The 22,966-nt window shown below is 40.5% G+C and carries 19 protein-coding genes; 18 read left to right on the top strand and 1 reads right to left on the bottom strand.

Going from position 1 to position 22,966, the window contains the following annotated elements; translation table 11 throughout:
* The first annotated feature begins 93 nt into the window (after positions 1 to 93).
* The 7 genes from dnaK (at position 94) to carB (ending at position 11,122) form a co-directional block, all read left to right on the top strand.
* Entirely contained in the window at positions 94 to 2,022 is a 1,929-nt protein-coding gene (dnaK, locus tag FR932_RS13820) for a molecular chaperone DnaK (RefSeq protein ID WP_019441491.1), read from the top strand.
* Between the two features lie 94 nt (positions 2,023 to 2,116).
* Entirely contained in the window at positions 2,117 to 3,235 is a 1,119-nt protein-coding gene (gene dnaJ, locus FR932_RS13815) for a molecular chaperone DnaJ (protein ID WP_019441490.1), read from the top strand.
* Between the two features lie 282 nt (positions 3,236 to 3,517).
* Positions 3,518 to 4,450 (top strand): ROK family protein, encoded by a 933-nt coding sequence (locus FR932_RS13810; RefSeq protein WP_019441489.1) that lies wholly within the window; start codon positions 3,518 to 3,520, stop codon positions 4,448 to 4,450.
* Between the two features lie 145 nt (positions 4,451 to 4,595).
* Complete coding sequence (gene bamJ, locus FR932_RS13805; protein WP_019441488.1) at positions 4,596 to 5,213, top strand: BamJ family beta-barrel-assembly machinery protein; 618 nt, start codon at positions 4,596 to 4,598, stop codon at positions 5,211 to 5,213.
* 528 nt (positions 5,214 to 5,741) lie between these two features.
* Positions 5,742 to 6,554, top strand: a complete 813-nt coding sequence (gene dapB, locus FR932_RS13800; RefSeq protein WP_019441486.1) for a 4-hydroxy-tetrahydrodipicolinate reductase — start codon at positions 5,742 to 5,744, stop codon at positions 6,552 to 6,554.
* 188 nt (positions 6,555 to 6,742) lie between these two features.
* The gene (gene carA / locus FR932_RS13795) at positions 6,743 to 7,876 is read left to right on the top strand and encodes a glutamine-hydrolyzing carbamoyl-phosphate synthase small subunit (RefSeq protein WP_019441485.1); all 1,134 of its coding nucleotides are present in this window, start codon (positions 6,743 to 6,745) and stop codon (positions 7,874 to 7,876) included.
* Positions 7,877 to 7,903: 27 nt separating this feature from the next.
* Positions 7,904 to 11,122, top strand: a complete 3,219-nt coding sequence (gene carB, locus FR932_RS13790) for a carbamoyl-phosphate synthase large subunit (RefSeq protein WP_019441484.1) — start codon at positions 7,904 to 7,906, stop codon at positions 11,120 to 11,122.
* A 142-nt stretch (positions 11,123 to 11,264) separates the two neighbouring features.
* Here carB and FR932_RS13785 read toward each other — a convergent pair whose 3' ends face one another.
* A complete protein-coding gene (locus FR932_RS13785) occupies positions 11,265 to 11,486 on the bottom strand; it encodes a hypothetical protein (protein ID WP_019441483.1) in 222 nt (73 codons plus the stop codon).
* Between the two features lie 210 nt (positions 11,487 to 11,696).
* Between FR932_RS13785 and FR932_RS13780 the strand changes: the two genes are divergently transcribed.
* The 11 genes from FR932_RS13780 (at position 11,697) to tdh (ending at position 22,809) form a co-directional block, all read left to right on the top strand.
* Complete coding sequence (locus FR932_RS13780; protein WP_240532398.1) at positions 11,697 to 12,290, top strand: pilus assembly FimT family protein; 594 nt, start codon at positions 11,697 to 11,699, stop codon at positions 12,288 to 12,290.
* Complete coding sequence (locus tag FR932_RS13775) at positions 12,277 to 12,909, top strand: hypothetical protein (protein WP_019441481.1); 633 nt, start codon at positions 12,277 to 12,279, stop codon at positions 12,907 to 12,909. Before FR932_RS13780 ends, FR932_RS13775 begins: the two co-directional genes overlap by 14 nt.
* A complete protein-coding gene (locus tag FR932_RS13770) occupies positions 12,906 to 13,376 on the top strand; it encodes a hypothetical protein (protein WP_019441480.1) in 471 nt (156 codons plus the stop codon). Before FR932_RS13775 ends, FR932_RS13770 begins: the two co-directional genes overlap by 4 nt.
* The gene (locus tag FR932_RS13765; RefSeq protein WP_019441479.1) at positions 13,377 to 13,826 is read left to right on the top strand and encodes a type IV pilus modification PilV family protein; all 450 of its coding nucleotides are present in this window, start codon (positions 13,377 to 13,379) and stop codon (positions 13,824 to 13,826) included.
* 150 nt (positions 13,827 to 13,976) lie between these two features.
* Positions 13,977 to 15,191: a serine/threonine transporter SstT gene (gene sstT / locus FR932_RS13760; RefSeq protein ID WP_019441478.1), complete on the top strand. Its 1,215-nt coding sequence runs from the start codon at positions 13,977 to 13,979 to the stop codon at positions 15,189 to 15,191.
* Positions 15,192 to 15,526: 335 nt separating this feature from the next.
* On the top strand, positions 15,527 to 16,537 hold the full coding sequence (ltaE, locus tag FR932_RS13755) for a low-specificity L-threonine aldolase (RefSeq protein ID WP_019441477.1): 1,011 nt from the start codon (positions 15,527 to 15,529) through the stop codon (positions 16,535 to 16,537).
* Positions 16,538 to 16,612: 75 nt separating this feature from the next.
* Complete coding sequence (gene yciA, locus FR932_RS13750; protein WP_019441476.1) at positions 16,613 to 17,065, top strand: acyl-CoA thioester hydrolase YciA; 453 nt, start codon at positions 16,613 to 16,615, stop codon at positions 17,063 to 17,065.
* Between the two features lie 460 nt (positions 17,066 to 17,525).
* Entirely contained in the window at positions 17,526 to 18,380 is an 855-nt protein-coding gene (locus FR932_RS13745) for a sigma-70 family RNA polymerase sigma factor (protein ID WP_019441475.1), read from the top strand.
* A gap of 188 nt (positions 18,381 to 18,568) precedes the next feature.
* Positions 18,569 to 20,257 carry an NAD-dependent malic enzyme gene (locus FR932_RS13740; RefSeq protein WP_019441474.1) on the top strand — a complete coding sequence of 563 codons (1,689 nt, stop codon included), beginning with the start codon at positions 18,569 to 18,571 and terminating at the stop codon, positions 20,255 to 20,257.
* Positions 20,258 to 20,498: 241 nt separating this feature from the next.
* Positions 20,499 to 21,689: a glycine C-acetyltransferase gene (locus tag FR932_RS13735; RefSeq protein ID WP_151676838.1), complete on the top strand. Its 1,191-nt coding sequence runs from the start codon at positions 20,499 to 20,501 to the stop codon at positions 21,687 to 21,689.
* A gap of 94 nt (positions 21,690 to 21,783) precedes the next feature.
* The gene (tdh, locus tag FR932_RS13730) at positions 21,784 to 22,809 is read left to right on the top strand and encodes an L-threonine 3-dehydrogenase (protein ID WP_019441421.1); all 1,026 of its coding nucleotides are present in this window, start codon (positions 21,784 to 21,786) and stop codon (positions 22,807 to 22,809) included.
* The last annotated feature ends 157 nt before the right edge of the window (positions 22,810 to 22,966 follow it).

Here is a 22,966-nt window from a genome sequence, read left to right as displayed (position 1 = left end):
CAAAGTGTTTTAATAGACTTGAAATTACTTTATCTGTCACCATTTATTCTGTATCAAATTTGTAAATGAAGTATTTATTGGAGAATTACGATTATGGGTAGAATCATTGGTATCGATTTAGGTACAACTAACTCTTGTGTATCAATCTTAGATGGCGACACTGCTCGCGTAATCGAGAATGCTGAAGGTGATCGTACTACTCCGTCAATCATCGCATACACTGCAGATGGTGAAACTTTAGTTGGTCAGCCTGCAAAACGTCAAGCTGTAACAAACCCTGAAAACACGCTGTTTGCAATCAAGCGTATGATCGGTCGTCGCTTTGAAGATGAAGAAATTCAACGTGACATCAAAATTATGCCTTACAACATTGTTAAAGCTGACAATGGTGATGCATGGGTAGAAGCGAAAGGCCAAAAAATGGCACCGCCACAAGTATCTGCTGAAGTTTTGAAAAAAATGAAAAAAACAGCAGAAGACTATTTAGGTGAAGCAGTAACTGAAGCTGTAATCACTGTACCTGCTTACTTCAATGATTCACAACGTCAAGCAACGAAAGATGCTGGTCGTATTGCTGGTCTTGAAGTTAAACGTATCATCAACGAACCAACTGCTGCTGCATTCGCATATGGCGTAAACACAGCTAAAGGCGATAGCGTTGTTGCTGTATACGACCTTGGTGGTGGTACATTCGATATCTCTATCATCGAAATCGATGAGATGGATGGCGAAAAGACATTTGAAGTACTAGCAACTAACGGTGACACTCACCTAGGTGGCGAAGATTTCGATACACGTCTAATCAACTACCTAGTAGAAGAATTCAAAAAAGAACAAAACTTCGACCTAACTAACGATCCGCTAGCAATGCAACGTCTTAAAGAAGCTGCAGAAAAAGCGAAAATCGAACTGTCTTCAGCACAACAAACAGATGTAAACTTACCTTACATCACAGCTGATGCATCAGGTCCTAAACATTTAAACATTAAAGTTACCCGTGCTAAATTAGAATCTCTTGTAGAAGATCTAGTTAAAGCAACAATGGAACCACTACGTATCGCATTACAAGATGCTGACCTAGCTGTTGGTGATATCAACGATATCATTCTAGTTGGTGGCCAAACGCGTATGCCTATGGTTCAAGCGGCTGTTACTGAATTCTTCGGTAAAGAAGCACGTAAAGACGTGAACCCTGATGAAGCAGTTGCAATGGGCGCTGCGATTCAAGGTGCGGTACTTTCTGGCGACAAAACAGACGTACTTCTTCTAGATGTTACACCTCTATCTCTAGGTATTGAGACTATGGGTGGTGTTATGACTAAGCTAATCGAGAAAAACACAACTATCCCGACTAAAGCGTCACAAACATTCTCAACAGCTGAAGATAACCAAGCTGCTGTAACTGTTCACGCAATCCAAGGCGAGCGTAAACGTGCTGCAGACAATAAATCACTAGGTCAATTTAACCTAGAAGGTATCCGTCCTGCACAACGTGGTATTCCACAAATCGAAGTTGCTTTCGATATTGATGCTGATGGTATCTTACACGTATCTGCTACAGATAAAGATACTGGTAAAGAACAAAAAATCACAATCCAAGCGTCTTCTGGTCTTTCTGATGAAGAAGTAGAAGCAATGGTACGTGATGCTGAAGCAAACTCTGCTGAAGATGCTAAATTCGAAGAGCTAGTACAAGCACGTAACCAAGCTGATGCAATGGTTCACGGTACACGTAAGCAAATCGAAGAAGCTGGCGAAGCACTACCTGCTGATGAAAAAGAAAAAATCGAAGCAGCGATTGTTGAACTAGAAACAGCAATTAAAGGCGAAGACAAAGAAGCGATTGAAGCTAAAACTCAAACGTTGATGGAAGCCGCTCAAAAATTGATGGAAATTGCTCAACAGCAAGCTCAAGCACAACAAGCTGGCGCTGAAGCTGGTGCAGAACAGCCAAAAGAAAAAGATGTGGCTGGTGATGTTGTTGACGCTGAATTCGAAGAAGTGAAAGACGACAAAAAATAATAACGCCTGAGTTATTACTTTTTAAATAGCAAAGGCGTTGGTGCTTCACCAACGCCTTTCGTGTATCTAAATTATTTAATTTTAAGCGGTTATTATGTCAAAACGCGATTACTATGAAGTGCTAGGTGTCTCTCGCGACGCTAGCGAAAAAGAAGTTAAAAAGGCCTACAAACGCCTCGCGATGAAATTTCACCCAGATAGAACCAAGGGTGATAAAGCGATGGAAGAGCAATTCAAAGAAGTTAAAGAAGCTTATGAAGTGCTTAATGATTCACAGAAAAAGGGCGCTTATGACCAATACGGTCACGCTGGCGTAAATCAACAAGGTGGACACGGCGGTCAAGGTGACTTCGGCGATATCTTTGGTGACGTTTTCGGTGATATGTTTGGTGGCGGTGGTCGCGGTCGTCAACAGCGCGCTCAGCGTGGTAGTGATTTACGCTACAACATGGAACTGACACTTGAAGAAGCGGTTCGTGGCGTAAGCAAAACGATCCGTATTCCTAGCCAATGCCATTGTGAAGTGTGTAATGGTTCAGGTGCTAAATCTGGTAGTAAAGCAGCAACTTGTAGCACGTGTCATGGTCAAGGCCAAGTGCAAATGCGTCAAGGTTTCTTTGCGGTAAACCAAGCGTGCCCAACGTGTCACGGTAAGGGTAAGATCATTAAAGATCCTTGCCGTAAGTGTCATGGTGAAGGCCGTTACGAACGCAGTAAAGATTTGAAAGTAACAATACCAGCTGGTGTTGATACGGGCGACCGCATCCGTTTAACGGGCGAAGGTGAAGCCGGCGATGCAGGTCCGGGTGATTTGTATGTGCAAGTAAGTGTGCGCGAGCATGCTATCTTTGAACGTGATGGCAGCAACCTTTATTGTGAAGTGCCAATTAGCTTCACTTATGCAGCCATTGGCGGTGAAATCGAAGTGCCGACTTTAGATGGTCGCGTTAAATTGAAAGTACCAGCTGAAACACAAACAGGACGTATGTTCCGTCTACGTGGTAAAGGCGTTAAATCTGTACGTGGTGGCGCTATTGGTGATCTACTGTGTAAAGTGACGCTGGAAACGCCTATTAAGCTTAATGCTGAGCAAAAAGACTTGTTACAGCAATTCGAAACATCGTTAAACAGTGCGTCAGCAAAGAAACATAAGCCTAAATCAGAAGGTTTCTTTGACGGTGTTAAAAGTTTTTTTGATGACTTAACTAAATAGTTAGCCGAGTTATTGATTTTGCTATTTTAAGCCGTGATGTTATCACGGCTTTTTTATATCTCCAGTTTAAGCCTGCCTGTTTTTTAATAAAGCTAAATACTGCTTAATAAATATCTTCTAATAAATAAAAGTATCTCTAAATGGTAATAAATGATGGATGTGTGATTGATTACACAGATATAACTCAGCTAAATATCATTCTATTTTATAAACTACTACTATAAATATTTTATAAAATTATCATCAATTAATTTGCTGTTATTTAACGGTTATGGGGCTTAAATGTATTACGGTTTTGATATTGGCGGTACTAAGATAGAATTTTCGGTATATAACACGGCACTTGAGTGTGTTTTTAATGGGCGCATCCCTGCACCGACAGAAGATTATGAAGAGTTATTAGATGCACTCGATAGCTTTATTTTTAAAGCCGATGAGCAGTTTGACTGTAAAGGCATGGTCGGTATTGGCTACCCAGGTGTAATGGACCCAGAGACGAACACGTTAGTTTGTTCAAATTTACCTAGCTTGCATGGTCAGAATTTACAAACTGATTTACAGAAACGCATTAGTCGTGATGTCAAAGTGCAGAACGATGCCAACTGTTTTGCACTTTCTGAGTGTTTTAAAGGTGCGGCTGAAGATGCCGAGATCGCCATCGCAGTAACCTTAGGCACTGGCTTGGGCGGTGCTATCTGCATTAATAAGACCATTTTGTCAGGACATAATTTTGGCGCTGGCGAATTTGGTCATATGGCTATTCCCGGCACTATGTTGCAGCGTTATCCAGAACTGCCATTGACCCATTGTGGTTGTGGTGGTCATTCTTGTTTAGAAACGTATTGTTCTGGTACCGGTCTGGCAGCGTTATATAAACATTACAAAGTTCACATTGATGGGTCATGTACTGAAGAGCAGGCGCTCAAAGGCCCTGATATTATTGCTGCATACGAAGCGAAAGAACCTGTCGCAATAAAAACAGTGACGGTGTTTTTAGACATTTTAGCGGCAGCACTCGGCAGTCTTATCATGGTTCTTGATCCACATGTCGTGGTGTTTGGTGGTGGTTTGGCACGTTTTGAAGCCTTGTATTCACAGTTGCCTGAAAAGATAAAAGCGTATGTATTTGATAACATGAAATTACCGCAATTGAAACAAGCTGCATTTGGTGGTGAAGGCGGTGTACGTGGTGCGGCATTGTTGAATTATAAATAGTCATTCTCGGTTCGTTCGAGGGAAGAATTGTAATTTAGATAAAAAGTTTTTATTTTCTCCCTTGTTTTTGTATAAATCGCCCATACCTAGTTATTTAAGCAACACAGTAACTGTGTTTATCATTAAGAATTATGGAAGTTTAATTATGTCTGAATTTGCAACAAGTGAACAAAAAGGTAGTTACGGTATTGGTCTTCAAATGGGTCAACAGCTTGCTGCTAACCCTTTCGAAGGTCTAGACATTTCAGCTGTTCAAGCTGGTCTTGCAGATGCGTTCGCTGGTGAAGAAAGCAAAGTTAGCAACGAAGAGCTAAACCAAGCTTTTCAACTAATCCATGAAAAATTAGAAGCTGATAAAGCTGAAAAATCAAAAATCTTCGCTGCTGAAGGTGAAAAATTCCTAACTGCCAACGCAGAGCGTGAAGAAGTTACTGTAACTGAATCTGGTCTACAGTTCGAAGTTATTGCACGTGGCGACATCGAGCAAAAACCAACTGCAGAATCTACAGTACGTGTTCATTACCATGGCATGCTAACTGACGGCACTGTATTTGATAGCTCTGTTGAACGTGGTCAACCTGCTGAATTCCCTGTTGGCGGCGTTATCGCTGGTTGGACTGAAGCACTACAACTAATGAATGTTGGTGATAAATTTAAACTATCTATCCCACATAACCTTGCTTATGGCGAACAGGGCGCAGGCGCTGCAATCGGTCCATTCCAAGCTCTAGTATTTGAAGTAGAACTATTAGACATCATCTAATCAGTCCTATTACAGACTAGCAAAACGCCTTGTTTATAGTGATATGAACAAGGCGTTTTTTTATGCACAGTTATTTGTCGGAATTAGCCTGATTATCGTGTTGCATATAGACTTTAATTACAAATCTGCATTACTCACAAAGTAATAAATTGATGTTTTTTACAATATAGTTACTGCTGTTTACTGATTATTTAGGTAATATTTATTGATATATATCAATTTATGGATAATGAGTAATGGCAACGTATAACGATTTTAACTGGAAATATGTACTGGTATTTTTGATTGTGTTTTTAACGATACCAACAATGCACTTATGGGCTGGTCTATTTGGCATTTTCGGTTAATAGCTGATACTCAGTATGATGAACCCGCATTCTAGAACCTAGAATTGCGGGTTTTTTTATGCCAAATTTTTATGCTTGAGAAACGTAAGTAGACTCTGTTGATGTGTTTCGAGGAGTGTTATCATCGAAGTAACTTGGGTATAAACTATTTGATTAATGAACAACACAGGGAGAAGTCTAAATGGGACAAGCAGTAAGAATCGCGGTAATGGGTTGTAATGGTCGCATGGGGCGTACAATTTTAGAAGCTATTCAAGACAGTGATGGCGCAGCCGTTGTTGGTGCCGCAATCGAACGCCCTGAGTGTAATTTCCTTGGTGCTGACGTTGGCGAACTCGCAGGTTTAGGTTCTCTGGGTGTTAATGTAGTAAGCAGTCTTGCAGAAGTGGTTAATGATTTTGACGTGATCGTTGACTTTACGGCGATTGAAGCAACCCTAAAACATATTGAATTTGCAGTCGCGAACGATAAGAAAATCGTTATCGGTACTACCGGATTTAGTGATGAACAAAAACAGCTTATCCACGCCGCTGGTGAATCGACAGGCGTAGTATTTGCACCAAACATGAGTGTTGGTGTTAACGTGATGTTTAAGTTGTTAGAAATGGCTGCTAAGGTGATGGGGGAATATACTGATATTGAAATCATTGAAGGTCATCACCGTCATAAAGTTGATTCGCCTTCTGGTACCGCTTTAGGTATGGGTGAAGTGATCGCGGATACACTCGACCGTGACTTGAAAAAAGTAGCTGTTTACGGTCGTGAAGGTTTTACCGGTGAACGTGAACGCGAAACCATTGGTTTTTCTACCATTCGTGCTGGTGATTTAGTGGGTGAGCATACGGCTATGTTTGCGGATATTGGTGAGCGTATCGAGATCACGCATAAAGCCTCAAGTCGTATGACATTTGCTAAAGGTGCAATACGTGCATCGGCTTGGGTATTTGCCGAAGAAAAAGGCTTATACACTATGCAAGATGTACTTGGTCTGTAATTTAAAATTTAAAACAAAAAATAAAACAGTTGCGCAACATTTATTTTCTCTGTATTATGCGCGGAATTTGCCAAAATTTAGTAATTCAGAGGTTGGTTTTTTAGTCTCGAATTACTATGCTGTGTGTCAGCCTGGGGTAAATAGTTGATTTATTTTATTATTTTTCTATCTATTTTTTGGAGGTTGTCTTGAGTAATATCGCCTTGTTGGTGTTGGAAGACGGAACAGTATTCCGTGGTGTGTCTATCGGTGCAGAAGGTCATTCGGTAGGTGAGGTTGTTTTTAATACTTCAATGACTGGTTATCAAGAAATTCTAACCGATCCTTCCTATTCTCGCCAAATCGTTACTCTTACTTACCCACATATCGGAAACACCGGTACCAATGATGAAGATGCAGAGTCTTCAGATGTTCATGCTTGTGGACTAATCATTCGAGACCTTCCGTTAATCACTTCTAATTTCCGTAATCAACAATCACTGACTGACTATTTAAAAGAACGTAATGTTGTTGGTATCGCTGATATTGATACACGTAAGCTAACACGTATCTTACGTGAAAAAGGCGCGCAAGCGGGTTGCATCATCGCTGGTGACAACTTAGATGAAGCAAAAGCATTAGAGCTTGCTAAAGCATTTCCTGGCCTGAAAGGCATGGATTTAGCGAAAGAAGTGACTGTAAAAGAGTCATACGAATGGAACCAAGGTAGCTGGACGTTAACAGGTGGTTTACCTACAGACGCAACAGACTCACGTTTCCACGTTGTTGCTTATGATTATGGTGTTAAGCGTAATATCTTACGTATGTTAGTTGACCGTGGTTGCCGTCTAACGGTTGTACCTGCGCAAACAACTGCAAAAGAAGTATTAGCGTTAAATCCAGATGGTATTTTCTTATCAAACGGCCCTGGTGATCCACAGCCGTGTGATTATGCAATCGCTGCCATCAAAGAAATTCTAGAAACAGACATTCCTGTATTTGGTATTTGTCTAGGCCACCAATTACTTGCATTAGCAAGTGGTGCTAAAACATTAAAAATGAAGTTCGGTCATCACGGTGCTAACCACCCTGTAAAAGACATGGAACGTGACGTAGTAATGATTACGGCGCAGAACCATGGTTTCGCAGTTGATCAAACAACATTACCGGAAAATCTAGTAATGACACATAAGTCATTATTTGATGACTCTTTACAAGGTATTCATCGTACTGACAAAGCGGCATTTAGCTTCCAGGGTCACCCTGAAGCAAGCCCTGGTCCACACGATGCAGCTCCTCTTTTCGATCACTTTATCGAATTGATGGAAAAACATAACGCCTAAGCCTTATACCTAGTAGAGATTTAAACTATGCCAAAACGTAATGATATAAAAAGTATTCTAATCTTGGGCGCAGGTCCAATCGTAATCGGTCAAGCATGTGAGTTTGACTATTCCGGTGCCCAAGCTTGTAAAGCACTTCGTGAAGAAGGCTACCGAGTTATTCTAGTTAACTCAAACCCAGCTACAATTATGACTGACCCAGAAATGGCGGACGCGACTTACATCGAGCCGATCCATTGGGAAGTTGTACGTAACATCATTGAAAAAGAACGTCCAGATGCGGTATTACCGACTATGGGTGGTCAAACAGCATTAAACTGTGCACTTGAACTAGAAAGCAACGGTGTATTAGCTGAATTTGGTGTTGAGCTAATTGGTGCAACTGCTGATGCAATCGATAAAGCGGAAGACCGTAGCCGTTTCGATAAAGCAATGAAAGCAATTGGTCTTGAAACACCGCGCGCTGGTATTGCTCACACAATCGAAGAAGCTAAAGGCGTTCTAGCTGAAGTTGGTTTCCCATGTATTATTCGTCCATCATTCACTATGGGTGGTACGGGTGGCGGTATCGCTTATAACATGGAAGAGTTCATCGACATTTGTACGTTAGGTTTAGACCTTTCTCCAACAACAGAATTATTGATCGATGAATCATTAATCGGTTGGAAAGAATACGAAACTGAAGTTGTACGTGATAAAAACGACAACTGCATCATCGTATGTACAATTGAAAACTTCGACCCAATGGGCATCCACACGGGTGACTCAATCACGGTTGCACCAGCACAAACACTTACCGATAAAGAATACCAAATCATGCGTAATGCATCGATGGCTGTTCTACGTGAAATTGGTGTAGAAACAGGTGGTTCAAACGTACAGTTTGGTATTAACCCTGAAGATGGCCGTATGGTTATCATCGAGATGAACCCACGTGTATCTCGTTCATCTGCACTTGCATCAAAAGCAACAGGTTTCCCAATTGCTAAAATTGCAGCAAAACTTGCTGTAGGTTACACGCTAGATGAATTATCAAATGACATTACTGGTGGCGCAACACCTGCATCATTTGAACCAACGCTAGATTACGTTGTAACTAAACTTCCACGTTTCAACTTCGAAAAATTTGCTGGTTCAAATGATCGTCTAACGACACAGATGAAATCAGTAGGTGAAGTAATGGCGATTGGCCGTAACTTCCAAGAGTCACTGCAAAAAGCATTACGTGGCCTAGAAATCGGTAAAAACGGTTTTGATCCAGAAGTTAACTTAAGCGATGATACTGCAGCATCTAAAATCCGTCATGAATTAACAGAAGCTGGCGCAGAGCGTATTTTCTACATTGCTGATGCATTCCGTAGTGGTATGTCTCGCGATGAAATCTATGCGATCACACGCGTTGACCACTGGTTCCTAGTTCAAATCGAAGACATCATCAACGCTGAAGCAAACGTAAGTAAAGTAGGTCTATCAGGTCTAGACGAAACATTACTACGCCAACTTAAGCGTAAAGGTTTCTCTGATTTACGTCTGTCTAAAGTGGCTGGTGTAAGTGAAAATGAAGTACGTAAATTACGTCATCGTTTAAATATCTTACCGGTTTATAAGCGCGTTGATACCTGTGCGGCTGAGTTCTCAAGCGACACGGCTTACATGTACTCTTCATATGATGAAGAATGTGAAGCAGCACCAACAGACAAAGATAAGATCATGATCATCGGTGGCGGTCCTAACCGTATTGGTCAAGGTATCGAATTCGATTATTGCTGTGTACACGCTGCATTAGCAATGCGTGAAGATGGTTACGAAACTATCATGGTTAACTGTAACCCTGAAACTGTTTCAACAGATTACGACACATCAGACCGTCTATACTTCGAACCTATTACATTAGAAGATGTATTAGAAATCGTTCGTGTAGAAAAACCTAAAGGCGTTATTGTGCAGTACGGTGGTCAAACGCCACTTAAACTGGCGCGTGATTTAGAAGCGGCTGGCGTGCCAATCATCGGTACATCACCTGATGCAATTGACCGTTCTGAAGATCGTGAACGTTTCCAACAAGCTGTTGACCGTCTCGGTTTACTACAGCCTGAAAATGACACAGTAACAACGACTGAACAAGCAGTTATTTCTGCTGAAGCAATCGGTTACCCACTTGTTGTACGTCCTTCGTATGTACTAGGTGGCCGTGCAATGGAGATCGTATATGACGAAATCGATTTACGTCGTTACTTTAAAGAAGCGGTAAGTGTTTCTAACGAATCACCAGTACTACTTGACCGTTTCCTAGATAACGCAATCGAGCTTGACGTTGATGCAATCTGTGACGGTAAAGACGTTGTTATCGGTGGCATCATGGAGCACATCGAACAAGCAGGTGTTCACTCAGGTGACTCAGGTTGTTCATTACCTCCTTATTCATTAAGCCCTGAAATTCTAGACGTTATGCGTGGCCAAGTACGTGCGTTAGCATTAGAGCTAGGTGTTATTGGTCTAATGAATACTCAGTTCGCTGTTAAAGATAATGAAGTTTATCTTATTGAAGTAAACCCGCGTGCTGCACGTACTGTTCCTTTTGTTTCAAAAGCAACTGGTGTGCAACTTGCGAAAGTTGCTGCACGTGTAATGGCTGGCCAAACTCTAGCTGAACTTGGTTTCACTGAAGAAGTTATTCCACCATACTATTCTGTTAAAGAAGTCGTATTACCATTCGCTAAGTTCCCAGGTTCAGATCCGTTACTAGGCCCTGAAATGCGTTCTACTGGTGAAGTAATGGGTGTGGGTGATACCTTTGCTGAAGCTTACGCGAAAGCACAGCTTGGTGCTTCTGCTGAAGTTGCTAAGACTGGTCGTGCACTTATCTCTGTTCGTAACGGTGATAAAGCCCGCGCAGCTGACCTAGCTAAGCAATTAATTGCACTTGGTTTTGAAATTGATGCGACTCACGGTACTGCTGTTGCACTGGGTGAAGAAGGTGTTAATCTTCGCTTAGTAAACAAGGTACATGAAGGTCGTCCACATATTCTTGACCGTATCAAAAATGGCGAATACAGCTACATCATTAATACGACTGAAGGTCGTGTTGCGATTGAAGATTCTCGTCAATTACGTGCAGCGGCTTTACGTTATAAAGTGAACTACACAACAACAATGAATGCTGCATTTGCAACGTGCCAAGCGCACTCTGCTGATGACCGTGGTACAGTTCGCTCAGTACAAGAGCTACATGTTCGCATTAAATAAATAGCGATTCATCGTTAATAAAAACCTCGCTATTGCTGTTTCAGGCAGTTGCGAGGTTTTTTTATATCTGCAATTTTTTGACATTTAAAGGAGAGCGCCGTTCAGGATCGTTATACGTATTTAAGCGCCAGCTTTAATGCAATTACAGTTCAAATTCTAGCTCGATAAAAGTACAGCCTTTCACGCAACTCACACCTGTCTTTGACTCATCATTTTTATTTTTTGGCGGTAATAACTTTAATGCTTGTTGGCAAACTGGGCATAACACTGTTTTACCAAGGCATACTTTTTTGATGGTATTACGCTGTTCGTGAAATGATTTTGAACTGTTTTTATTGATATCTGAAAAATCTAGTTTTGACATAATAACTCTTTAATTGTGCGTGTTTTTTCTTTAATTACACCTGTAGTTTACTTGTTTATGTCACTGACTTTCATCAAAGTACATAAGCGTTTACTGTGGGCATACTCAATAATTATCGAACATTTTACCTGTTTATTGATAGAAAAGTAGCAGTGATTACATTTTATTCTAAGGTTATCGCTACTGTTTGATGAGTGGATGACTGCTGTTATGACGATGCAATATAGAAAAAAAATACAGGGCGTAACGCTGTTCGACTTACTGATAGGCCTAGCCATCGTGTCGATAATGGCTGCGATTAGTTTACCTTCATGCAGTTATTATATTAATAAACATAAAATACTAAATCTTACTCGGCAACTTGTTGAATCGCTTTATGTGACCAGACAACTCGCGATAGCCAGGGGCCAAGTACATTATTTTAATTTGAATTCTCCTTATGATGTAGATGGGCATAGTAATGTAAATAGTAATGTAAATAGTAATGTAAATAGTAATGTAAATAGTAAGGAGTCCATTGCGGCTAAAGCTTGTTGGGTTATTAGCGCGATTCGAGATTGCAATTGCGTCCTTTCGACAGTCGCATGCCAATCTCACTATGGTAGTACGCTCAATAATGTAAATACGATTTCGGTGACGGTAAATCGTCCTAGTTTATCTTTTTCACCTTTGTTCGGAAAGACGAATGGGGCGACCTATTTACTGAGGTTAGAGGATTTTGTCGTTGCAGTGATCGTAAGTTCTCAAGGACGTATTCGTGTTTGTATGGTGAGCGGTGAGAGTGCTAACTATGCACCATGTTAATGCTGTTTTACCGCTTCAGCGTGGTGGTCGCGGGTACGGACTCGTTGAATTGATGATATCAATATCGCTGGCAGCGATGATCTTTACGGGGGCGTGGGACATATTAGCAAACCAACAATTTTATAATACGCGTACTGAACAATATTACTTGGTTCAACATGAAGCTAAAAATCTACTCACCGTGATGCAACGGGAGTTAAACAGAGCTGGCTTCAATGCTGATGCGGACGTTGTAAATCCATTTGTTTATGTGGATCCCAGAGATAACAGCCCCGTTATATTTAGGTTAAACAGCAATCAAGATTGTATTACTTACCGTTATGATCGTAATGCAGATGGTATTTTTCATCAGGAAGATTTTGGTTTCAGATTACATCATGCAGGTCTGCAATTACGTAAAGGCAGTAACGTGAATTGTGATGGCGGATTAGGTTGGGAAACGATTTCTCAGGCGGAAAATATAGAGATAACGCAGTTACGATTTAGTGTTATGTCGAAAACAGTATCGCCAGTGATCGTGAAGGGGATTATTACAATTACACTGCGTATTCGTCATCGCCAATTTACTGATATGGCATTAGATTTTTCGCGTAATGGCAGCGTGAGGGTTTTGTTGTGATAGCCTATAAACGAGTGCCGATGTTGGTGACTCGTGGATTTTATTTAGTATCTACGACGCTCATTTTAGTGTTCATTATATTTAGCTTTAGTCTGTCTACTGCTTATATACAAGCGCAGCGGATCCAACGGAATGACCTTGATCTTAATTATTTGAAAGCGAAAATGACAGCAGAAAATGAATTAGATCTGTTTTACATTGGGCTCTATGAGTCACCAGCGCAACTGGACTTTGTGCCAGCCTGTACTAACTTGATGTTAGACCCGAATCAATTAGTGATTGAAAATGACAAGATGCGGGAATACCAGTTAACCGGATCTTTTTACTTGTGCGTGGAGCAAAGTGGTTATTTCAGCGTGTCGATAACGCTGGCTTATAACAGCATTGAGCAACTTATCCTTCAACGCCGTTTAGCGACCACATCCAAGCCTTGGGTTTTGTATCCAATTACATTGTTTGGATTATAAATGGGCAATTATCGATACTATTCACAAGCAGGTGAGGGATTAATAGAAGTCATTATCTGTGCATTTATACTAAGCCTGTCACTCTTTAATATCACAGCACTCAAGCTTACGCAGGCGCATATTGAGTTACAGCAATCACAATATACAGCCGCATGGTCGTTGATTGATTATAAGTTGAAAGAACTACGTCATTTAACTGATTCGACAGATGAGTTTGCACAGCTATCTTCAAATCAAGGTGGCTTGATGGCGGCTGGTGAGACGCATTATGATCAATATCGCTTTCATATTAGTTGGCAGGTTAATGTGATAAACACGTTGAGAAGTGATAGCAGCTTATCAGTTTTACTAAAACAAGTTGTGGTTAAGGTCCGCTGGAGTGATCGCGGTAATATTCCACATGAAATTATGAGTCACACTATTTTTAATGAGGGTATTATCATTAGATAGCTCCAATGGGGTAGGTTTGTAAACTGCTTTTTTATATTAATTTAATATTTATCGTGGTTTTGTGATTAATCGCTAATATTTAATGTTATATCTTTCATTTAATTTGGTATTATCCCGCCTTTATTGGTGTTTATGGATATAGGAATTGGTATGGGTAGTAAAGTAGCAGGGCTTTTGCAACTGAGTTTGGTTAAGCAAATCATGATTAGTATTATTGCGGGTATCGCGTTAGCGTATGCAGCTCCGAATATTGCTATTGAAGCGAGTTTATTTGGTGGGTTATTTGTTAGTGCGCTGAAAGCGATCGCACCTTTATTAGTGTTTGTATTAGTGATCTCTGCAATTGCAAATCAAGCGTCGAATACGAATGCTAATATACGTCCGATTGTGACCTTGTATTTATTAGGTACCTTTGCCGCTGCGGTTGTCGCTGTTAGCTTAAGTTTCTTATTTCCTGTGCACCTTAGTTTAGTGACGGAAGCGGCAACGAATTCTGCGCCGAGTAATATTACTGAAGTATTGCGTAACTTGATCTACCAGGTTGTTGATAACCCAATTAATGCCATTGTAACGAGTAACTTTATTGGTGTTTTAACCTGGGGTATTGGTTTTGGTGCTGCACTAAAACATTCTTCTCCAACAACAAAACAAGTGATCAAAGACATTGCTGATGGCGTATCTAAAATTGTACACGTGGTCATTCGTTTTGCACCGCTTGGTATCTTTGGTTTAGTGGCGTCAACATTTGCGACCGTTGGCTTCTCGGCAATGGTAAGTTATACCCATCTGTTAGCTGTATTGTTAACGTCAATGGCTGTTGTTGCATTAGTGATTAACCCAATTATTTTGTTCGTTATGTCACGTCAAAATCCATACCCACTTATTTTTCAATGCTTACGTGAAAGTGGTATTACAGCCTTCTTCACGCGTTCATCTGCAGCAAATATCCCAGTGAATATGGAACTGTGTAAAAAACTTAATTTACATAAAGATACTTACTCGGTATCAATCCCACTAGGCGCTACAGTTAACATGGGTGGTGCAGCAATCACTATCACGGTATTAACATTAGCGGCTGTGAATACTTTGGGTATTGCAGTTGATTTACCGACAGCATTATTACTCAGCTTGATTGCGGCTATTTCTGCATGTGGTGCATCCGGTGTTGCTGGCGGTTCATTGTTGTTAATTCCATTAGCGTGTAGTTTATTTGGTATTGATAACGATATTGCGATGCAAGTTGTCGCGACTGGTTTCATTATTGGCGTATTACAAGATTCAGCTGAAACTGCGTTAAATAGCTCTACAGACGTGGTATTTACAGCCGCTGTGAGTCATGCTTACGAAAGAAAAACAGACGTATAAAGATAATCACTCATCTGACTTGTTTTAAGCAATGAATGATATAAATTAATCTTTCTAAGTTTAGAAAGGTTAAGTTTAAACGTGACATAAAAAGCAGCCTATTAGCGATAGCAGGCTGCTTTTTTATTGCTTAATTTTAACGCAGTATTTGGGGGTATTTTTAAATAGGTAACAATGAGTAACAAAATGCGAAATTAACCTGACACTTGTTACTCGGATGTTATACTCATTTACAATTTAGAAAACCGCAATAGCAATGAGTTAAAAAATTAATCATCGGTTATATATGAAAATATAGGTTTTCATATATAGATAACGGCATAAGGAAGAGGCAAATGTTTGACTTTAGAAGTGATACTGTCACACAACCAACAGCAGCAATGCGTAACGCGATGGCAACTGCCGTTGTTGGTGATGATGTTTACGGTGATGACCCAACGGTAAATCAATTGGAATCGATGGCCGCTGAGCGTTATGGATTCGATGCCGCTATTTTCTGTTCGTCAGGTACGCAAGCTAATTTGTTAGCCATTATGGCGCATTGCCAACGTGGTGATGAATATATTTGTGGTCAAAATGCCCATAACTATCGTTGGGAAGGCGGCGGTGCAGCAGTACTTGGCAGCGTACAACCACAACCGATTGCGAATGAAGCAGACGGTAGTATTTGTCTACAAGCTATCCGTGACAATATTAAACCTGATGACGCTCACCATGCTAGAACTAAATTATTGTCATTAGAAAATACCATTGGCGGCAAAGTATTATCACTTGAGTATTTGGCCCAAGCTCAAGCATTGGCGTTTGAGCATGGCTTACGTATTCACCTTGACGGTGCTCGAGTTTTTAATGCTGCCGTTAAACTGAATGTAGATGCCAGTGAAATCACCCAATATTTTGATTCTGCATCGATTTGTTTATCGAAAGGGTTGGCTGCTCCAGTGGGGTCATTGTTGCTTGGCAGTGATGCATTAATTCGCAGTGCTCGACGCTGGCGTAAAATGCTTGGCGGCGGTATGCGTCAAGCTGGTATTTTAGCCGCAGCGGGTATTTTAGCGCTTGATGAGCAGGTTGAAAAATTGCGTATCGATCATGACAATACTCAATACTTAGCGCAGCAATTATTGACGCTACCAGAATTTACGTTCGATTTAGACAGTGTACAAACCAATATGATTTTTACCCAATACACGGGTAAAGATGGTAAAGCGCTTGCGGCATATTTACGGACTAAAGACATCATTATTAGTGCAAGTAACGCGATCCGTTTTGTAGTACACCAAGATATTACAGTTGACGCAATCGACTTATTAATTACAGAGATTAAGCATTTTCATACGATGTAAAATAAAGCCTTATGTTATGTAAAATAAGGCAGATAAATTATAATTATAATAAATAAAGGCAATGTCGGAGTTAGCATGACAGATAAAACAACAGCAGTAGAAAACAACCAAAAAACGTCAGCAGATAAATCGCGCATCCCAACGGGCAGTTTGATTTTACGTACGTTAGCAATGCCTGCTGATACCAATGCCAATGGGGATATTTTTGGTGGTTGGATCATGTCACAAATGGATATTGCAGGTGGTATTTTAGCGAAAGAGATCGCCCAGGGTAGGGTTGCTACTATTTCGGTCGATGGTATGACGTTCCATCAACCTGTTACCGTTGGGGATGTAGTTTGCTGTTATGGTTCATGCTCGCGCATTGGTAATTCATCAATGACGATCAAGCTAGAGATCTGGGTTAAACCTGTGATTAACGCGCCCAAATTTAATTTCCGTTATATTGTCACTGAAGCAACATTCACTTATGTCGCCATTGATGATAATGGTAAATCGCGTCGTATCGAGCGTACGTGTGAAGTTTAAGTAGTTTTGTTGGTGGCTTCATCGAGGTCGATGTGAAGTCACCATTGTCTCAATTTTATTATTCTTTATTTAATTTCTTTCTATTGTAATGTAGCCGATCTATTCTTTTCCGCTTTTATTGATGACCGCTTTTCCTGATAAGTATCTAACTTTTAGTCGTTAAATATTATTTTTTCGTGTTTTAAACTTGAAGTAAACTTTTAAAAATAGCTGTTAAACAATATTAACTGGTCTGACCTTGCTTGGTTTTATCTGTTTTTGTTACTAACCTAAGAATGTTGCTGTTTTTTTAATAATTTGTGATGAAGACCTTCCTAAAATTGAATTCCCGACTAACCTTATTTCTACTGAATTATATTTTGATCAAAATTTGTTTCTAGTTAGTTTTATAGTTGTTGCTAGGTATGTTTAATTTGTAAGCGTTGTTTCGCCTGGAGAGACTCGCTTAGGAGATAGAAAAATGGAATTATCTAACGAGTCCAATGCACTAGATGTATACATGTATCAAGTAAACCGAAGCAGTAAGTTATTAACGAAAGAAGAAGAATACGAAACAGCGCTCGCATCTCATGAAGGTGATGAGAAAGCGCGAAAACGCATGATCCAATCCAACTTACGTTTAGTGATTAATATTGCTAAACGCTACCAACATACCTCTTTACCGCTCGTTGATATCATCCAAGAAGGGAATACTGGATTAATTCATGCCGTTGAGAAATTTGATGCGACGAAAGGGTTTCGTTTTTCGACCTATGCGGTTTGGTGGATTAAAAATAATATCGAACGTTTTATTATGAATCAGTCACGTACTATTCGTGTCCCGATTCATATTGGTAAAGTATATAAACGTATTTTAAAAACAGCACGTGAACAAGAATTAGACTTACAGTGTACTCATGATGTGATGGCATTGGCAGAATTTTTGGAAATGCAGTACGAACAAGTTACTGAAGTGTTATCCTATTATTTCAATGAAGCGAGTTTAGATAAAACAATTGTTACTGACCGAGACTCGAGCACAGCATTAGTTGATATGTTAGAAGATTATTCTATCTGCAAACCGAATGATGAGCTCGAAGATGCTGATACTTTATGTTATTTAAGTGAAGTATTAGGGCACCTATCAGAACGTGATAGAAAAATCATTGAATTGAGGTTCGGACTTGGTGAAGAAGACCCACTGACACTGCATGTGATCGGTGAGCGTTTATCTATGTCGAGAGAGCGGATCCGCCAAATTATTAATTTAAGTTTACAGAAAATTCAGCCTGAGTTATTGCAAAATACAGTACAAAAACAAGATTACCTGAATTAAATAAGCGTCCTCAGAACGCCTGATTTTCTGTATATGTAAAAAGGAATATATTTTCAGCTATTATCGTTATCTTTAGTTTTTTTCTTTAGATTATGATAGCTTAGCCGAGTATATTCCTTCGTCATTTTAGCCCGTCCAGTAGTTACGCCTGGTAGCATACTGCACTCTTTCATATATATGAGATATCAATGAGCACCACAAATCGTCCTCTGTATTTACCCTACGCTGGCTCTGCATTATTAGAAACTCCTTTATTAAATAAAGGCAGTGGTTTTAGTGCTATTGAGCGCCAAAGTTTTAACCTAACGGGATTAATCCCACCTATGGTTGAATCTATCCAAGAACAATCTGAACGTGCATATAAGCAATTCTGTGGTTTTGAAAGTGCGATGGATAAACACGTTTATTTACGTAATATCCAAGATACTAATGAAACCTTGTTTTACCGTTTAGTGGATAATCATCTTGAAGAGATGATGCCAATCATTTATACCCCTACGGTTGGTGCTGCTTGTCAGCAATTCTCTGATATCTACCGTCGTGCTCGCGGTTTATTTATCTCTTACCCTGAACGTGAAAACATCGACGACATTCTACATAATGTAAATAAGCAGAATGTAAAAGTGATCGTAGTAACGGATGGCGAGCGTATTCTTGGTCTTGGTGACCAAGGTATCGGTGGCATGGGGATCCCAATTGGTAAGCTATCTCTTTATACTTCGTGTGGCGGTATTAGCCCGGCGAACTGTTTACCTATCGTATTAGATGTAGGTACCAATAACGAGAAACTACTGCAAGATCCTATGTACATGGGCTGGCGCAAACCACGTATTGACCAAGATAAATATAATGAATTTTTAGATTTGTTTATTGACGCTGTAAAACGCCGCTGGCCAAATGTATTGTTGCAGTTTGAAGATTTCGCTCAACAAAATGCCATGCCATTATTAGAACGCTATAAAGATAAAATTTGTTGTTTCAATGATGATATTCAAGGTACAGCTGCTGTTACATTAGGTAGCTTAATGGCTGCTTGTCGCGCTGCAAAAACTAAGTTAAGTGAACAAAAAGTGACTTTCTTGGGTGCCGGTTCTGCTGGTTGTGGTATCGCCGAGCAAATCGTTGCACAGATGAAATCTGAAGGTTTATCTGATAGCCAAGCACGTGCGCGCGTATTCATGGTTGACCGTTTTGGTGTGCTAACAGACAAAATGCCAAACTTATTAGATTTCCAACAGAAACTCGTACAGCACCAAGGTTTGCGTGATGAATGGGAAATCGACAGTGATGTTATTTCATTACTTGATGTGATGATACATGCAAAACCCTCTATTCTTATTGGTGTATCAGGACAGCCTGGTCTATTTACTGAGAAAGTAATTAGAGCGATGGCTGAGAATACCGAACGCCCGATTGTATTCCCGTTAAGTAACCCAACTTCACGTGTGGAAGCAACACCGCAAGATATTATTCGTTGGACAGAAGGTCGTGCACTCGTTGCTACTGGTAGCCCGTTCCCACCTGTGAGCTATGGTGATGAATTGATCACGATTGCACAGTGTAATAATAGCTATATCTTCCCTGGTATTGGTTTGGGTGTGCTCGCTGCAGAAGCTACGCGTATCACCAATGCTATGCTGATGGCTGCAAGTCGTGCATTAGCTGATTGCTCGCCGTTAGGTCGTGATGGACAAGGTCCATTGTTACCGCCATTAACGGATATTCACTCTGTGAGTAAAGAGATTGCTTTTTGGGTAGCCAAAACGGCACAGTTACAAGGTGTGGCACTGCAAACATCTGATGATGTGATCCGTAAAAATATTGCAAAGAATTTCTGGTCACCAGAATATCGTGAATATAAGCGTGTGGCTAACTAGTTAATCCCCCTGAATAAACAATGTATACAGGTTAACTCTCCTGAAATTCAAAAAAGCCAGCTACTTTAGCTGGCTTTTTTTATCACCGTTACTGGCTATATGTTGCAATAAGTAGTGCTGAGTAACAATTCTGCAAAAAATACTTGCGTATCTAGCATATACTTCTCGCTTGATCAGCTATGTTTAGTAGAATGCGTGGCGTTTCCATATCAAATCGATATTAACCTTAGGAGTTGGCCGGATGACCATATCATTTTATTCGCAAATTCAATCTCAGCTAGAACAAACTAAAGCTGATGGCCTTTATAAAAACGAGCGAGTGATCACTTCTGCCCAAAACGCCAACATTCAAGTGGCTGGCAATGAAGTTGTTAACTTCTGTGCGAACAACTACTTAGGTTTAGCTAATCACGCAGATCTTATTGCAGCGGCACAAGCAGGTTTAGATAGCCATGGTTTTGGTATGGCGTCAGTACGGTTTATCTGTGGTACGCAAGACAAGCATAAAGAATTAGAAAGCAAGATCAGTACTTTCCTTGGTATGGAAGATACTATTTTGTATACCTCTTGTTTTGATGCAAACACAGGTTTGTTCGAAACATTGTTAGGCGCTGAAGATGCAATCATCTCAGACGAACTTAACCATGCATCTATTATTGATGGTGTACGTTTATGTAAAGCCAAACGTTTCCGTTATAAAAATAACAACATGGCATCATTAGAAGAACAACTGATTGCTGCAGACGCTGCTGGCGTACGTCACAAGCTAATCGCCACTGATGGTGTATTCTCAATGGACGGCGTGATCGCGAACCTTGAAGGTGTTTGTGATCTTGCAGACAAATACAACGCATTAGTCATGGTTGATGATTCTCACGCCGTGGGTTTTGTTGGTGAAGGCGGTCGTGGTACCCCTGAACATTGTGGCGTTATGGATCGTGTTGACATCATCACGGGTACATTAGGTAAAGCACTTGGTGGCGCATCAGGCGGTTACACTTCAGCTAAAAAAGAAGTCGTTGATTGGTTACGTCAGCGTTCACGCCCGTACTTATTCTCTAATTCCGTTGCACCTGCAATCGTTGCAGCATCTATCCGTGTCATCGAAATGATGGAAGCAGGTCATGACCTACGTGCAAAAGTGAAAGCAAATGCAGAACATTTCCGCAGTGAAATGAGCGCTGCTGGCTTTACACTTGCTGGTGCTGACCACGCAATTGTGCCAGTTATGATCGGTGATGCAGCACTTGCCGCTGAAATGTCTGAGCGTTTACTTGCTGAAGGCATCTACGTCATTGGATTCTCTTTCCCTGTGGTACCACATGGTAAAGCCCGTATTCGTACACAAATGTCAGCAGCGCATAGCGTAGAACAAATTGATATTGCGATTGCCGCATTTACCCGTATCGGTAAAGACTTAGGCATTATCTAAAGAAACAATTAATTAAGCTTCGAAGCCGTTCTTATCTATGAATTAGAGTCTGAGTGACGAAGCTTAATATTATCGATAAAAGTGGATTAAAAAAATGAAAGCACTAGCAAAATTAAAACCTGAACAAGGTATTTGGATGACAGATGTTGAAGAGCCAACGCTTGGACACAATGACCTGTTAATCAAAATTCGTAAAACGGCAATTTGTGGTACAGATATCCATATCTACAACTGGGATGAATGGTCACAAAAGACGATCCCAGTACCTATGGTTGTTGGTCATGAATACGTGGGCGAAGTTGTTGGCATTGGCCAAGAAGTGCGTGGTTTCAGCATCGGCGATCGTGTTTCTGGCGAAGGTCACATTACTTGTGGTCACTGTCGTAACTGCCGTGCAGGCCGTACACATTTATGTCGTAACACCACAGGTGTTGGTGTTAACCGTGCAGGTGCATTCGCTGAACTATTAGTTATTCCTGCATTCAACGCATTCAAACTACCAGATGATGTTTCTGATGACATGGCTGCAATCTTTGACCCGTTTGGTAACGCAGTACACACCGCATTATCATTTGACGTTGTTGGTGAAGATGTATTAATTACTGGTGCTGGTCCAATTGGCATCATGGCTGCTGCAGTATGTAAGCACGTTGGCGCACGTAATGTTGTGATCACCGATGTGAACGAATACCGCTTAGATCTAGCACGTGAAATGGGTGTTACTCGCGCTGTAAACGTAGCGACTGAGTCACTTCAAGATGTAATGGACGAGCTTAAAATGACTGAAGGCTTCGATGTTGGTCTTGAAATGTCAGGCGTTCCATCAGCATTCAGCGATATGCTAGACAAGATGAACCATGGCGGTAAAGTGGCTATGCTAGGTATTCCACCAAGCACAATGAATATCGATTGGGGCAATGTTATCTTTAAAGGTTTAGTTATTAAAGGTATCTATGGTCGTGAAATGTTTGAAACTTGGTATAAAATGGCTGCATTAATCCAGTCAGGTTTAGACCTAACGCCAATCATTACACACCACTTCCCAATTGATCAATTCCAAGAAGGTTTTGATATTATGCGTTCAGGTATGTCAGGTAAAGTTATCCTCGATTGGGCATAATATAACGCTAATCACCTAGATTAACGCTGAAAGGGGAAGTTTGAGATAATCAGGCTTACCCTTTTTTATTGTCTTTAATATGCTTATCTTTATAAAACAGGATTATATTTTGGGTAAATCCCTTGATGAAGATGTTATAATATAACACTGTGCTTTA

Origin of the sequence: Moritella marina ATCC 15381 (genome assembly GCF_008931805.1) — a bacterium.
GTDB lineage: Bacteria > Pseudomonadota > Gammaproteobacteria > Enterobacterales > Moritellaceae > Moritella > Moritella marina.
The sequence above is the reverse complement of the archived record's forward strand: the minus strand, read 5'-3'. Positions and strand labels throughout refer to the sequence as shown.

Bases quoted from the DNA above. Each gene is read 5' to 3' on its own strand.
- FR932_RS13740 (WP_019441474.1), top strand. From the start codon at position 18,569: ATGAGCACCACAAATCGTCCTCTGTATTTACCCTACGCTGGCTCTGCA.
- FR932_RS13765 (WP_019441479.1), top strand. From the start codon at position 13,377: ATGGGCAATTATCGATACTATTCACAAGCAGGTGAGGGATTAATAGAA.
- FR932_RS13775 (WP_019441481.1), top strand. From the start codon at position 12,277: ATGCACCATGTTAATGCTGTTTTACCGCTTCAGCGTGGTGGTCGCGGG.
- dapB (WP_019441486.1), top strand. From the start codon at position 5,742: ATGGGACAAGCAGTAAGAATCGCGGTAATGGGTTGTAATGGTCGCATG.
- ltaE (WP_019441477.1), top strand. From the start codon at position 15,527: ATGTTTGACTTTAGAAGTGATACTGTCACACAACCAACAGCAGCAATG.
- bamJ (WP_019441488.1), top strand. From the start codon at position 4,596: ATGTCTGAATTTGCAACAAGTGAACAAAAAGGTAGTTACGGTATTGGT.
- dnaK (WP_019441491.1), top strand. From the start codon at position 94: ATGGGTAGAATCATTGGTATCGATTTAGGTACAACTAACTCTTGTGTA.
- tdh (WP_019441421.1), top strand. From the start codon at position 21,784: ATGAAAGCACTAGCAAAATTAAAACCTGAACAAGGTATTTGGATGACA.
- FR932_RS13735 (WP_151676838.1), top strand. From the start codon at position 20,499: ATGACCATATCATTTTATTCGCAAATTCAATCTCAGCTAGAACAAACT.
- FR932_RS13745 (WP_019441475.1), top strand. From the start codon at position 17,526: ATGGAATTATCTAACGAGTCCAATGCACTAGATGTATACATGTATCAA.
- FR932_RS13810 (WP_019441489.1), top strand. From the start codon at position 3,518: ATGTATTACGGTTTTGATATTGGCGGTACTAAGATAGAATTTTCGGTA.
- dnaJ (WP_019441490.1), top strand. From the start codon at position 2,117: ATGTCAAAACGCGATTACTATGAAGTGCTAGGTGTCTCTCGCGACGCT.
- sstT (WP_019441478.1), top strand. From the start codon at position 13,977: ATGGGTAGTAAAGTAGCAGGGCTTTTGCAACTGAGTTTGGTTAAGCAA.
- FR932_RS13780 (WP_240532398.1), top strand. From the start codon at position 11,697: ATGACGATGCAATATAGAAAAAAAATACAGGGCGTAACGCTGTTCGAC.
- carB (WP_019441484.1), top strand. From the start codon at position 7,904: ATGCCAAAACGTAATGATATAAAAAGTATTCTAATCTTGGGCGCAGGT.
- yciA (WP_019441476.1), top strand. From the start codon at position 16,613: ATGACAGATAAAACAACAGCAGTAGAAAACAACCAAAAAACGTCAGCA.
- FR932_RS13785 (WP_019441483.1), bottom strand. From the start codon at position 11,486: ATGTCAAAACTAGATTTTTCAGATATCAATAAAAACAGTTCAAAATCA.